Annotated in this window: 14 protein-coding genes and 1 pseudogene; all 15 read left to right on the forward strand. The window is 38.0% G+C overall.

Annotated features, from left to right (window positions below):
* Positions 1-7: 7 nt before the first annotated feature.
* Positions 8-682 (forward strand): DnaD domain-containing protein, encoded by a 675-nt coding sequence (locus EHW89_RS03075; RefSeq protein ID WP_003030497.1) that lies wholly within the window; start codon positions 8-10, stop codon positions 680-682.
* A 93-nt stretch (positions 683-775) separates the two neighbouring features.
* Positions 776-1,465, forward strand: a complete 690-nt coding sequence (locus EHW89_RS03080; RefSeq protein WP_022526678.1) for a tRNA (adenine(22)-N(1))-methyltransferase — start codon at positions 776-778, stop codon at positions 1,463-1,465.
* Positions 1,452-2,249 (forward strand): Nif3-like dinuclear metal center hexameric protein, encoded by a 798-nt coding sequence (locus EHW89_RS03085; protein ID WP_126466651.1) that lies wholly within the window; start codon positions 1,452-1,454, stop codon positions 2,247-2,249. Before EHW89_RS03080 ends, EHW89_RS03085 begins: the two co-directional genes overlap by 14 nt.
* A 12-nt stretch (positions 2,250-2,261) precedes the next feature.
* Positions 2,262-3,359: an NAD(P)/FAD-dependent oxidoreductase gene (locus tag EHW89_RS03090; protein ID WP_126466652.1), complete on the forward strand. Its 1,098-nt coding sequence runs from the start codon at positions 2,262-2,264 to the stop codon at positions 3,357-3,359.
* A complete protein-coding gene (locus tag EHW89_RS03095; protein ID WP_126466653.1) occupies positions 3,360-3,836 on the forward strand; it encodes an 8-oxo-dGTP diphosphatase in 477 nt (158 codons plus the stop codon). It abuts the gene before it with no gap.
* Between the two features lie 18 nt (positions 3,837-3,854).
* On the forward strand, positions 3,855-4,682 hold the full coding sequence (locus tag EHW89_RS03100) for a ZIP family metal transporter (protein ID WP_126466654.1): 828 nt from the start codon (positions 3,855-3,857) through the stop codon (positions 4,680-4,682).
* A gap of 202 nt (positions 4,683-4,884) precedes the next feature.
* A complete protein-coding gene (rfbA, locus tag EHW89_RS03105) occupies positions 4,885-5,754 on the forward strand; it encodes a glucose-1-phosphate thymidylyltransferase RfbA (RefSeq protein WP_003027717.1) in 870 nt (289 codons plus the stop codon).
* Between the two features lie 3 nt (positions 5,755-5,757).
* A complete protein-coding gene (locus EHW89_RS03110) occupies positions 5,758-6,351 on the forward strand; it encodes a dTDP-4-dehydrorhamnose 3,5-epimerase family protein (protein WP_049508097.1) in 594 nt (197 codons plus the stop codon).
* 31 nt (positions 6,352-6,382) lie between these two features.
* Positions 6,383-7,429 (forward strand): dTDP-glucose 4,6-dehydratase, encoded by a 1,047-nt coding sequence (rfbB, locus tag EHW89_RS03115; protein WP_059220589.1) that lies wholly within the window; start codon positions 6,383-6,385, stop codon positions 7,427-7,429.
* Positions 7,430-7,466: 37 nt separating this feature from the next.
* Positions 7,467-8,485 (forward strand): annotated as a pseudogene (gene galE / locus EHW89_RS03120) (UDP-glucose 4-epimerase GalE).
* A gap of 248 nt (positions 8,486-8,733) precedes the next feature.
* Positions 8,734-9,324 carry a class I SAM-dependent methyltransferase gene (locus EHW89_RS03125; RefSeq protein WP_126466655.1) on the forward strand — a complete coding sequence of 197 codons (591 nt, stop codon included), beginning with the start codon at positions 8,734-8,736 and terminating at the stop codon, positions 9,322-9,324.
* Between the two features lie 140 nt (positions 9,325-9,464).
* Positions 9,465-10,391 (forward strand): glycosyltransferase family 2 protein, encoded by a 927-nt coding sequence (locus tag EHW89_RS03130; RefSeq protein ID WP_126466656.1) that lies wholly within the window; start codon positions 9,465-9,467, stop codon positions 10,389-10,391.
* Positions 10,388-11,872 carry a glucosyltransferase domain-containing protein gene (locus EHW89_RS03135; RefSeq protein WP_070815136.1) on the forward strand — a complete coding sequence of 495 codons (1,485 nt, stop codon included), beginning with the start codon at positions 10,388-10,390 and terminating at the stop codon, positions 11,870-11,872. Before EHW89_RS03130 ends, EHW89_RS03135 begins: the two co-directional genes overlap by 4 nt.
* A gap of 133 nt (positions 11,873-12,005) precedes the next feature.
* The gene (locus EHW89_RS03140; protein ID WP_126466657.1) at positions 12,006-13,214 is read left to right on the forward strand and encodes a beta-carotene 15,15'-monooxygenase; all 1,209 of its coding nucleotides are present in this window, start codon (positions 12,006-12,008) and stop codon (positions 13,212-13,214) included.
* Between the two features lie 111 nt (positions 13,215-13,325).
* Complete coding sequence (gene rfbD / locus EHW89_RS03145; protein WP_126466658.1) at positions 13,326-14,177, forward strand: dTDP-4-dehydrorhamnose reductase; 852 nt, start codon at positions 13,326-13,328, stop codon at positions 14,175-14,177.
* Positions 14,178-14,279 lie beyond the last annotated feature (102 nt).

The following is a 14,279-nucleotide window of genomic DNA, read 5'->3' on the forward strand; positions in this document are numbered from 1 at the left end:
AGGTGTTATGACTTATTTATCAGCGTATAAGACGGGCAATTTAGTATTGCCAACTGAGCTTCTTTTTCATTTTCATGAGATATTTGATAATAGTGATGACTTTTTGGTCTGGCAATTTTTCTATTTGCAAAATACAACATCGCTAGAAGAGATTTCTCCTGTTCAGATTGCAGAAAGTATCGGGAAATCCGTTGCAGAGGTCAATCGCTCTATGTCAAATTTGACAGAAAAAGGATTGTTGCAGTACAAAACAATTGCACTCAATGGTGAAATTGAGGCAGTTTTTGATGCGCTGCCAGCGCTTGAACGATTGGATGAAATTGTAGAGAATCACTCAAGCGTTGCGCAAGCTGTTTCTCAAAATGTTTTAAAAGACTTGGTCGAGACTTTCCAGCAAGAATTAGGTCGTCTCTTGACACCGTTTGAAATCGAGGATTTGACAAAAACGATTCAAGATGACAAGACCAGTCCTGAACTTGTTACTGCTGCTCTTCGTGAAGCTGTTTTTAATGGAAAGGCAAACTGGAAATACATCCAAGCTATTTTACGGAATTGGCGCCGTGAAGGCATTACAACAGTAGCACAGGTAGAAGCGAAGCGAGAAGAGCGTGAGGCGACAAATCCACAAAATATCACTGTCTCGGATGATTTTTTGAAGGCTATGGATTTGTGGCGAGATTAAGAAATCGGAGTTTATTCTCTTGGAATAGACTCTTTTTTTAGTTCCTCAAAAATGATATACTAAGTGAAACGATTATTTTAGAAATGAGTTATCATGCAAGTAAAGAATATCTCAAAACGTTTGAGAAAAGTGGCTGGTTTTGTACCACAGGATGCCAAAATCTTGGATGTAGGAAGTGACCACGCTTATTTACCGATTTATCTAATTCAGCAGGGGAGAATTTCCTCAGCCATTGCTGGTGAAGTTGTTGAGGGACCTTATCAGTCTGCGGTGACGAATGTAGCCGATAACCAGATGTCCGATAAAATTTCTGTTCGTTTGGCAAATGGTTTGGCAGCTTTTGATGCAGAAGATCAGATTGATGTTATCGTTATTGCAGGAATGGGAGGAGGATTGATAGCAGATATTTTAGACAATGGCAGTGCAAAATTGGCATCTGTTAAGCGCCTGATTCTTCAGCCTAACAATCGGGAAGATGAACTTCGCAGGTGGTTGTGTAGTCATAATTTTCAAATTATAGAAGAAGCTATTGTGGAAGAAAATGGGAAATTTTACGAGATAATGATAGCTGAACAGGGGCATCAAGTGTTGAATGCTGAACAAGAACGCTTCGGATCTTATCTAATGAGGGAGCAATCAGCTGTTTTTCAAGATAGATGGCAGCGGGAAGTAGACAAACTGGAAAAAGCTCTGGCTAAAATCCCAGAGAAAAATCTAACGGAACGCTCTGCTATGTCCAAAAAAATCAAGCAAATCAAGGAGGTACTGCATGCTGGCAAGTGATTTTATTAACCATTATGAAGCATACTGTCCTAAGGAGCTGTCCATGACGGGAGATGTCTGCGGACTGCAAATTGGAACTTTGAATAAAGAAGTCAAACGAGTGCTGGTGACTTTGGATATCCGCGAACAGACGGTTGCGGAGGCGATTGAAAAAGATGTAGATTTGATTTTGGTCAAGCACGCACCAATCTTTCGTCCTATTAAAGATTTAGTGGCAGACCGATCTCAGAATCAGATTTACATCGATTTGATTAAACACGATATTGCAGTTTATGTTAGCCATACCAATATTGATATTGTGGATGACGGTCTTAATGACTGGTTTTGTGATCTACTAGAAATCACTGACACGGATTATCTTAGCGAAACGGCTCCTGGACACGGCATTGGTCGTATTGGCAAGATTGCGCCTCAGACTTTTGGAGACTTTGCAGGCAAGGTTAAGGAAACTTTTGGTCTGGATAGTTTGCGTTTGGTGACTTATTCGGATGTGGATCTGAATCGAATGATTGAGAAAGTAGCGATCTGTGGTGGCAGTGGTCAGTCCTTTTATAAGGAGGCTTTAGCAAAGGGCGCTCAGTTTTATATTACAGGTGATATTTACTACCATACAGCACAAGATATGCTGAGCGAGGGACTTCTAGCTTTGGATCCGGGTCACCATATAGAAGTGCTCTTTGTAGAAAAATTGGTTGAAAAGTTTCAAGATTGGAAAGTAGAAGAGAGTTGGGAAGTTGAATTTTTAGCCAGTCAGGTTTCTACAAATCCTTTTAAACATATCTAAGTAGGAAATTGTATGAAAAAAGTAGCGATTATTGGAGCAGGGATTGTCGGATCAACTGCTGCCTATTATCTATCGAAAAATCCTGCTTATCAGGTGACAGTTTTTGACTATGGTCAAGGTCAGGCAACCAAGGCAGCGGCTGGTATTATTAGTCCGTGGTTTTCTAAGCGGCGCAATAAAGAATGGTATCGCATGGCGCGACTGGGAGCAGATTTTTATCTGGATTTGATAGTTGATTTACAGAAGGACGGTTTTGCAACGGAGTTTTACCAACAGACCGGCGTCTTTTTGCTGAAGAAAAAAGAGGAGAGCTTGGAGGCACTCTATGACTTGGCAGACCAACGGCGAAAAGAGTCACCGCTCATTGGAGACTTGCGGCTGCTTTCACGGGCGGAAGCAGCAGAGTACTTTCCAGATCTTAAAGGTTTTGACCGGCTACTCTATGCTTCTGGAGGAGCACGCGTGGAAGGCTCATTATTGACTCAGGCTTTGCTTGCGGCTAGCGGTGCAGAAGTAATTCAAAAGAAAGTAAGTTTGGACATTCGAGATGGGGCTTTCTGGGTTAATCGTTCTTGTTTTGACCAAGTTATATTGGCAATAGGAGCTTGGTTGCCTGAGCTTCTGAAACCATTAGGTTATCAGGTGGATGTTCGTCCACAAAAAGGTCAGCTGCGAGATTATCAGACTGCTCTGGTGACAGATGATTATCCAGTTGTTATGCCAGAAGGAGAGCTAGATATTATTCCTTTTCAAAATGGCAAAATCAGTATGGGAGCTACACACGAAAATGAAATGGGCTATGACCTCAAAGTAAATCAGGCTATGTTGGATGAAATGGAGCAGGAGGCCCTCTACTATTTTCCTAGCTTGTCTCAGGCAAAAGTGGTGAGCGAACGGGTCGGAATTCGAGCCTATACTAGTGATTTTTCTCCTTTCTTTGGTCAGGTGCCAAATCTTCCGCAGGTATTTGCAGCCAGTGGTTTAGGCTCTTCTGGTTTGACGACAGGTCCGCTCATCGGATATCATTTGGCTCAGATGGTTCAGGAAAAAAGTGGGAGTTTAAATTCAGCTGATTATCCTATTGAAAGATATATTAAAAAAGAGAAATAGATGACAGAAAAAATTTTAAATTGGGTCAATGTGTGTGTGAAAAAAGGGAATCAAGTTCTCTTGCTCAATCGACAGTATGATGATTTTAAAGGCTGGATTCAGCCAGGTGGGAAAGTTGAGTTTCCAGAATCTTTTTTTGAAGCAGCAGCTCGTGAGTTGAAAGAAGAAACGGGGCTGACGGCTTTGAATCTACAACTTAAAGGTATTTCGGGTTTTACCAATCCAACAAAAGCAGAGCGTTATGTCTATTATGATTTTCTCTGCGAGGAATTTGACGGGGAACTACTAACGGAATCACGGGAAGGTCAGCCCAAATGGTGGTCAATTGATGAACTGGACCAGCTCGACATGCAGGACGACATCAGAGATAGGCTTCCTTTGTACTGGCGAAAAGGCTCCTTTGAGCGGATTCACTATTGGAATGAAGAGAACCATTGCATCAAAGAAACCAAGACGATATTGTATGATGAAAGATAATGAGGAGATGAAGTTGTTATGAACTGGTTGCAGGAGCAGCCTGTGGTGCTACAGGCTTTTTTGGCGGGACTCTTTACATGGGGCTGTACCATTGTAGGCTCTGCGGTTGTCTTTTTCTTTAAAACAGTCAGTCGTAAGCTGCTGGATATTATGATGGGATTTGCAGCTGGTGTCATGATTGCAGCTTCATTTTGGTCGCTCTTGCAGCCTTCAATTGAGTATGCAAAAGGTAACTATGGAGTGTGGTCTTGGATGCCAGCCGCCCTTGGTTTTCTGTTGGGTGGTTTCTTCTTGCGCTTTATTGATGCGGTAGTACCCCATTTACACCTTAGCAAGAAGGATGTATCTGAGGCAGAAAGTCTGCCGGAGCACAGCCAGAATAAACTGTCCAAAACGGCCCTGCTTTTTCTGGCTATTACCATACACAATTTTCCAGAAGGCTTGGCAGTAGGAGTGGCCTTCGGAGCCTTATCCAGCAATTCCAGTCTGGAAGTTTTTATCGGAGCTGTAGGTCTGGCTCTGGGAATTGGTCTCCAAAATGTGCCGGAAGGGGCAGCCTTGTCCATTCCTATACGGACAGAGGGGGAATCGCGTCTTAAAGCTTTTTACTGGGGTTCAATGTCGGCTATTGTTGAGCCTATCGGAGCTATCTTTGGTGCTTATGCGGTTATGGCAATGACGGCTATTCTACCCTATGCCCTGTCTTTTGCGGCGGGAGCCATGATTTTCGTCGTCGTGGAGGAGCTGATACCAGACTCTCAAACTAATGGCAATACAGATGTTGCGACTTTAGGTCTCATGGTGGGCTTTGTGTTGATGATGGTATTGGATGTGGCTTTAGGATAGCAGATACTTTTTTGAGACCAATCGTATATTTTATCAGCCTATTTAGATAACAGCAGTTCTACTTTGACTGATTTTTTGTTTCGTTTTGGATTTTCATTAAGTATGAGAGACTTTAAATGAAAGCGCTCTCTTTCTTGAAGGATGACATCCGCTTTAAAAAATGGTAAAATAAGGAGAATACATTTAAGAGAGGAAACTCATTATGAAAGGTATTATCCTTGCAGGTGGTTCTGGTACACGTTTATATCCTTTGACTAGAGCTGCATCTAAACAACTCATGCCGGTTTATGATAAACCCATGATTTATTATCCGCTATCAACCCTCATGCTGGCTGGTATCAAGGATATCTTGATTATCTCAACACCGACAGATCTCCCTCGCTTTGAGGATTTGTTGGGTGATGGCTCGGAGTTTGGTATCAAACTTTCTTACGCTGAGCAACCAAGTCCAGATGGTTTGGCCCAAGCCTTTATCATCGGTGCTGACTTTATCGGAGATGACCATGTGGCTTTGATTTTAGGTGATAATATTTATCATGGTCCAGGCCTTAGTAAAATGCTGCAAAAAGCTGCTTCTAAGGAAAACGGAGCGACTGTCTTTGGTTATCAAGTAAAAGACCCAGAGCGTTTCGGTGTGGTTGAATTTGATGAAAATATGAATGCAATCTCTATCGAAGAAAAACCAGAACAGCCCCGTTCTAACTATGCAGTTACAGGACTTTATTTCTATGACAATGACGTAGTAGAAATTGCTAAAAATATCAAGCCTAGTCCACGTGGAGAGCTGGAAATCACTGATGTCAATAAGGCTTACTTAGACCGCGGCGATTTGTCTGTTGAGCTTATGGGACGTGGTTTTGCTTGGTTGGATACTGGTACACACGAAAGCTTGTTAGAAGCTGCTCAATACATCGAAACCGTCCAACGTATGCAAAATGTGCAAGTAGCAAACTTAGAGGAAATTGCCTACCGTATGGGTTATATTACCAAAGAACAAGTTCATGATTTGGCACAATCACTTAAAAAGAACGAATACGGTCATTACTTATTGCGCTTGATTGGAGAAGAATAAGACATGTCTGAACAATTTTTTGAAAAAAAATTAGCAGCCCGTAAGATTGAAGCCATTCCTGGCATGCTGGAATTTGATATTCCAGTTCATGGAGACAATCGTGGCTGGTTCAAGGAAAACTTTCAAAAAGAAAAAATGGTACCCCTTGGTTTTCCAGAAAGCTTTTTTGCAGAAGGTAAGCTTCAAAACAATGTAAGCTTTTCTCGCAAAAATGTGCTCCGTGGACTTCATGCAGAACCTTGGGATAAGTACATTTCTGTCGCAGATGGCGGAAAAGTTCTCGGTTCTTGGGTTGATTTGCGTGAAGGAGAAACGTTCGGAAATACCTACCAAACGGTCATTGATGCCAGCAAGGGAATTTTCGTTCCTCGCGGTGTAGCAAATGGCTTCCAAGTATTGTCAGATACAGTTTCTTATAGCTATTTGGTCAATGATTACTGGGCATTAGAATTGAAACCTAAGTATGCCTTTGTCAACTATGCTGACCCCGCTCTTGAGATTGAATGGGAAAATCTTGACCAAGCAGAAGTTTCTGAAGCAGATAAGAATCATCCAATGCTTAAGGATGTTAAGCCTTTGACCAAAGATATGTTATAATACCCTCAGAAAAATAGGAGAAAATCTTTTCATGACTGAATATAAAAATATTGTAGTGACAGGTGGAGCAGGATTCATCGGTTCTAACTTTGTCCATTATGTGTACAATAACTTTCCAGATGTGCATATCACGGTTCTGGATAAGCTAACTTATGCTGGTAACCGAGCTAACATTGAAGAAATTCTAGGTGATCGCGTGGAGTTAGTCGTTGGAGATATTGCAGATGCAGCAATTGTTGATCAAGTAGCTAAGAATGCGGATGCAATTGTTCACTATGCGGCAGAAAGCCATAATGACAATTCGCTAAATGATCCTCGTCCATTTATCGATACGAACTTTGTTGGAACTTATACGCTTCTTGAAGCAGCTCGTAAATACGACATTCGTTTCCACCATGTGTCGACTGACGAAGTTTACGGAGACCTTCCTCTTCGTGAAGATCTTCCAGGTCACGGTGAAGGACTGGGTGAAAAATTCACCCCAGAAACCAAATACAATCCAAGCTCACCTTATTCTTCAACTAAAGCAGCTTCTGATTTGATTGTCAAGGCTTGGGTGCGCTCTTTCGGTGTTAAAGCCACCATCTCTAACTGTTCAAACAACTACGGACCATATCAACACATCGAAAAATTCATTCCGCGTCAGATTACCAATATCCTTTCAGGCATTCGTCCAAAACTTTATGGGGAAGGAAAGAATGTTCGTGACTGGATTCATACCAATGACCATTCATCAGGGGTTTGGACCATTCTCACAAAAGGGAAAATCGGTGAAACCTACCTAATTGGTGCAGACGGTGAGAAGAATAACAAAGAAGTGCTAGAGCTCATTCTCAAAGAAATGGGACAACCAGCTGACGCTTACGACCATGTAACAGACCGTGCGGGTCACGACCTGCGCTATGCTATTGACGCTAGCAAGTTGCGTAATGAACTAGGCTGGAAACCAGAATTTACCAACTTTGAGGCTGGATTGAAAGAAACAATCAAGTGGTACACGGATCACCAAGATTGGTGGAAAGCTGAAAAGGAAGCTGTCGAAGCCAACTATGCCAAGACTCAAAAAGTATTAAAATAAAAAGTAACTATTGAAGTTTTGTCTTAAAAGGAGAATCATGAAACATAAAATTTTAGTAACAGGTGGAGCCGGATTTATCGGAACGCATACCGTTATTGAGTTAGTCAATGCTGGACACGAAGTTGTTATTGTTGATAATTTAGTGAACAGCAGCAAAAAAGTGTAGAAGTTGTAGAACGAATTGTTGGTCAGAAAGTTCCATTTTACCAAGTGGATATTCGTGATAAGAAAGCCTTGCTGGAAATTTTTAAAGCAGAACAACCAACAGGTGTGATTCATTTTGCTGCGTTGAAAGCAGTCGGTGAATCAACACAAATTCCGCTGACTTATTACGAAAACAACATTACAGGAACGTTGACATTGCTACGCGTCATGGAAGAAGTCAATTGCAAAAATATCATTTTCAGCTCTTCTGCAACTGTCTATGGCGATCCTCATACCGTTCCAATTTTAGAAGATTTTCCTCTGTCAGTCACCAATCCTTACGGACGTATAAAACTGATGATTGAAGAAATGCTGACGGATATTTACAAAGCTGATGCAAACTGGAATGTTGTCTTGCTTCGGTATTTTAATCCAATTGGTGCTCATGAAAGTGGTGATTTGGGTGAAAATCCAAATGGCATTCCAAATAATCTCTTGCCATATGTGACGCAGGTTGCTGTTGGAAAATTAAAAGAAGTGCAAGTATTTGGCAATGACTATCCAACAGTTGATGGTACCGGCGTTCGTGACTATATTCACGTGGTGGATTTGGCAAAAGGACATGTGGCTGCTCTGCAAAAAATTGAAGGAACTGCTGGTCTAAATATCTATAACCTTGGTACCGGTAAAGGATACTCTGTTTTAGAAATTATCCAAAATATGGAAAAAGCAGTCGGCAAACCAATTCCTTACAAGATTGTTGACCGCCGCCCTGGTGACATTGCAACTTGCTATGCCGACTCTACAAAAGCAAAAGAAGAGCTTGGTTGGGAAGCACAATTTGATATTACGCGTATGTGTCAAGATGCTTGGCATTGGCAAAGCAAACACCCAAATGGATTTGATGACTAAATAAAAAATATGTCAAATAGTAGACGAGGCTGGGATGGTAGTTTCTTAGCCTCGCTTTTTAATAGAGATAAATCTGACGCACAGTAGTTGATCGCTCTTGAGGCTTGTAAAAGCTCCAGCCATTTATTCTGAGAAACCTTGTATGAATGATAAACTGATAGTAATTTCAAAATAAGTTTACTAAGAAATTAGAAAACCAGTTAAGCATTTTTCTGGAAGAATGATTTACTTTCTGTTAAACTAAAAATATGGAACATCATTTTAATCATAAGGCAGAATCATTCGATTCTCCAAAAAATATATTTATTGCTGATCTCATTTGCAAAGAAGTGGAAAAACAAATAGTAGATTTTTCTGACAAGCGCATTTTGGATTTTGGCGGTGGTACCGGATTGGTGAGCCTGCCATTGGCAGCTCAATCCAAGTCAGTCACGCTTGTTGATATTTCAGATAAAATGCTTGATCAAGCTCGCCTAAAAGTGGAAAAGCAAGCCATTGATAATGTTTATTTGTTGCAGCAGGATTTGTTGACAAACCCATTAAATCAATTATTTGACATCATCGTGGTTAGTCGTGTTCTTCATCATATGTCAAATATTGAAGAGACTTTGAATGTGTTTAGAAATCATCTTGCTGATGACGGACAACTTTTTATTGCTGATTTTGTCAAAACAGATACAAATCATCATGGTTTTCATCTTGCTGATTTGGAAGGAAAACTGTCTCAAAGCGGTTTCTCATCAGTCCAATCTCAGATTATTTATAGTGCAGATAAACTCTTTTTAGGAAATTATGCGGAGCTTTTCTTGACATTAGCACAAAATCACTCGTTTGTATGATGAGTGATTTTGGTTTGTCTTTATAGTAAATTTCTTGATTCTTTTATGGAAATAGTAGAAAATGCCGCGTGGATATAGTATAATGAGTTATTGTGAGTTAGAGCTATTCTAATAAGGTAAATATTAAGAAAGGGAGAAGAATGACAATATCAGTAATTATTCCTTGTTATTATGAAGAAGAGACGATTCCACTATTTTATGCGGAAATGGAAAAAATTAAATCACAAATAGATGATAATTTTGAATACATCTTTGTCAATGATGGTTCAAAAGATAGAACTTTACAAGTTCTACGCGACTTAAATCAAGCAGATAAAAATGTTCACTATCTTTCTTTTTCGAGAAATTTTGGAAAAGAAGCAGCTCTGTATGCGGGTCTCAAACATGCAACTGGTGATTTAGTGACTGTCATGGATGCGGATTTGCAAGATCCTCCGGAACTTTTACTTACAATGAAATCCATGCTGGAGAAGAATCCAGATTTGGATTGTGTGGGGACACGACGGACAACGCGTGATGGAGAACCTCCAATTCGTAGCTTTTTTGCTAAGATGTTTTATAAATTGATCAATAAAATTAGTCAAGTTGAAATGGTGGACGGTGCGCGGGATTTCCGTCTCATGCGCCGACAAATGGTAGATGCCATTTTAGAAGTTTCTGAGTACAATCGTTTTTCCAAGGGAATATTTGCATGGGTTGGATTTAGAACGGAATATTTGGATTATAAGAATGTAGAACGAGTTGCAGGAAAAACCAGTTGGAGTTTCTGGCAATTATTGAATTATTCTTTAGAAGGGATTATCAACTTTTCAGATGCCCCTTTGACTATTGCTTTTTTAGCAGGTATTTTGGCTTGTATAGTAGCATTTGTTTTGATGTTAATTGTGATTGTACGAACACTAATTTTTGGAGACCCAACGTCTGGTTGGCCTTCGATGGTGTCTATTATTCTCTTTTTAGGAGGATTCCAATTATTGACTATTGGTATTTTAGGAAAATATGTTGGCAAAATTTTTATGGAAACAAAGAAGCGACCAGTTTATGTGATTAAGGAGAAGAGTGAATGATTTTTAGGAGATATTTGTCTGATTTTAAAAATTATATTCAGTTAAATAAAATTTCTGCTATTTTTATTTTTATCATTTATTTAGTTGTTAATATGAATATTGGTTTAGCAGAGTTTCCCTATATTGATGATATAGGAAGGCAATTGCAAGGATATTCTGGCTTTTCTGAACACTATTCAAGATATGTAAGTGAGTACTTTGCCCATTTTATAAGTGGAGGATGGCGGTTAACAGATTCAGGTCTAACCACTCATGTCATATCTGCTTTTATCTTGGCTCTTGCTAGTCTGATTTTAGTATTTGTTCTGTTCCCGAAAAACAAAATGAGCCTTACTACTGCCTTTGTTTCTACAATTATAGGAATTAATCCTTGGTTTCTAGAACCACTAAGTTTTAGATTTGACAATCCATTTATGTCTCTAAGCATTTTGTTCTCAGTCACTCCTTTTGTTTTTTGGGATAATAAGAAATTATTTGCTACTTCATCTATTATTGGTATATTTTTAATGTGCAACTCTTATCAAGCTTCTTCCGGTATTTATATCATACTAACCTTGACAATGTTGTTTTTAGAGTTAATACAGGGAAGACGGTTCAGAGAAGAACTTTTTAAAGTATTTATTTCTATAGTTTCTTATTCAATCGGAATTGTCTTATATCGTTTTCAAATTCTAATTAAGCCTCCTATTTTTGCTGATCAAGCTAAAATTCCAAGCCTCTTGGAGATTTTTAAGGTATTCATTATGAATGCTAAGGGATATCTGGAAAATATTTTTTTGCAGAGTTCTACCATTTGGATTATTTTAGCTGCATTAGCTATTGTTCTATTAATTATCAGTATAATCCGTTTCGCTAAAACAAGATTATTTTCAACTTTAACTTATATAATTATTTGGTTAATATTAGGAAGTATCTTTAGTTATGGAACGTACTTAATTTTTCCTGTTCCTTATTATTTGTTGAGACCAAGATATGAGTACGGTATGGGAATTTTCCTTGCTATTATTTTGGTTGTTGGTCTTGAGTTTTTTAAGGAAAGCAAATTTTTGCTAGGTTTAAAATCATTCATATCAGGATTATTAGTATTTTATTTCTTGTCATTTTCTTTTGTTTACACAAGTAGTTTAAAGCAGCAGAATGAGATGTTCAAATTACAAAGTATTATGCTAGGGTCATCGTTGAATAAGTATGTGAACTCTTATACAAATGTAATTTATGTGAATAGATTCCTTTCTAATTCACCTATTTTTAACAACAGTTCGTCTGTTTATCCAATTTTGAATAGTTTGATTATGCCGAATACTAATGTTTCTTGGGATATGACTATGAGATTTAATAGTATAACTAACCTAAATGTTGATTTTAAGCTTGTTGATATTTCAACTATAGATTTTACAAATGGGGAATATACACAGCTTGAAGAAACAAAAATTTATAATATTTATCTTCAAAATAATAAATTGTTTGTTATTATGAAATAATAATTTTAGGACAGCTAATATTAATATTTTTAGCATGTGTCGCATGGAAAGAACGCAATAGGTTTATGTGTTTAAAGAAAAAACAAATATTACTATTTTTCACTATTATTACTTTATTAAAAGAGGAGACGCTGTGAAAGAAAAAAAGACTAGTTTGATTTTATTTTTATCTTCATTTATATATGTAATTCAGTTTTATATTAATAACAAGATTGCTCCTGTAGGCGATCAAATTGCTTTTTTGAAGTATGCTAAGGAGTTTAAATTTAATTATCTACTGTTTGGGTTGGATCGATATTTCACTTGGAGTAGCAGATTATTGATTGAATCTGCGACACTCTTTTTTTCTGTTCATGGAAAATTCATTATTTTTGCGGCTTTTGGAGCAACCATTCTGTTGTTGATAGCGTCTATAAGATTAGCTCCTCAATTACCTTGGCTTCCCGCTTTGCTTATTTTTATTTTCTTTCCAGCAACTGAATTTTTAAGTGCAGGTTCCATCCCGACTTACGTGAATTACATATTTCCTGCTTCATTTCTGATTTTTTCACTTTTGCAAAAAGATTCCCCCAAAAATTGGATAAAAATACCTTGTTTTATATTTTTTGCTTTTGCAGTAATGCAAGAACAGCTAGCAGTATACGCTTTTTTGTGGCTTGGTTTTGAACTAATTACTTCTAAAAAAGACAAAATAAGCAATGGGGCTTATTTCTTGCTCTCTATTTTAGGAATTTTATCTGCAAAATTGTCGCCTGGAAATGGAGTTAGGTTTGGTAAGGAAGTTGCTACTTGGTTTCCTAATTTTTCAAATTTAAATATTTTTCAAAAAGTAGGCTTGGGTTTTCTCGAAACAGGTGATAAGATGTTATCTGTATCTTTTCCATTTGTTATTTTATTTTTAGTAGTATTGCTTATTTATGCGATTCAAAGGAAAAATATCATAGCAATCTCTTTGAGTGGCTTTGTCTTGTTTAATATTTTTTCACAAAAATTTGAATTTAATAATTTATTTGGAACTTTATCGGGCATCAGTAAAGCAGCTAGAGAATCTGGAACCTTTTCTTTTAACATCACCTATTTAAGTGCGATTGGTTTTTATGGACTTTTGTTATTGATGATTCTTTATTCAATGTGGTTGGTTATTCCAGAAATGAAAGAAAGAATTTGGCTCATCTATCTATTTGTGATAGGTTTTGCAGGTCGTATGCTTATATCATTATCACCGACTCTATATGCCTCGAATACAAGAACATTTTTGCCTCTTATGTTTAGTTTATTTATCATCACCTGTAAGCTATTATATGATGTGTATATTCAGTGTACAAATGGCAAGAAAATGTAGCTGGCCTCTACATATAAAAAGAGAAGTATCTATATTTTAAAGCAGATTTTTTCTGCTTTTTTTGGTATAATTAAGTTTATTGAATGTTTATTATTCAGAAAGGAATGTCAAATGATTTTAATTACAGGTGCTAATGGACAACTTGGGACAGAACTTCGTTATCTTTTAGATGAACGCAACGCAGAGTATGTGGCAGTTGACGTGGCAGAAATGGATATTACCAATGCCGAAATGGTTGAGAAGGTCTTTTCCGAAGTGAAGCCAAGTCTAGTCTATCACTGTGCTGCCTATACAGCAGTTGATGCGGCGGAAGATGAAGGAAAAGAATTGGACTATGCAATCAATGTTACAGGAACTGAGAATGTTACTAAAGCAGCAGAAAAGCATGGTGCAACACTTGTTTATATATCTACTGACTATGTTTTTGCTGGAGATAAGCCAGTTGGTCAGGAGTGGGAGGTAGATGATCAACCAGACCCTCAGACAGAATACGGTCGCACGAAGCGTATGGGAGAAGAACTTGTTGAGAAATATTCTAGTCGTTTCTATATTATTCGCACCGCTTGGGTCTTTGGAAATTATGGAAAGAACTTCGTTTTTACCATGCAGAATTTAGCCAAAACACATAAAACCCTAACAGTTGTTAATGATCAGCATGGTCGTCCAACTTGGACACGTACGTTAGCCGAATTCATGACTTACTTAGCAGAAAATCAAAAAGAATTTGGTTATTACCATCTGTCAAATGATGCTACAGAGGATACGACTTGGTATGATTTTGCAGTAGAAATCTTAAAGAATACAGATGCCGAAGTTTTGCCAGTAGACTCTAGTAAGTTTCCAGCGAAAGCGAAACGTCCATTGAATTCGACAATGAGTTTAGCTAAAGCCAAAGCAACTGGCTTTGTCATTCCAACTTGGCAAGATGCTTTGCAAGAATTTTATAGGCAAGGAAAGAAATAATAATTTTATGAATGAGGGACGTTGTCGTCCCTTTTTAATTGAGATTTCTTTAGGAAGAATTTTCACTTTTAATGAAAGTATAGTATAATAATAAATAGAATA

It is taken from the genome of Streptococcus periodonticum (assembly GCF_003963555.1).
GTDB lineage: Bacteria > Bacillota > Bacilli > Lactobacillales > Streptococcaceae > Streptococcus > Streptococcus anginosus.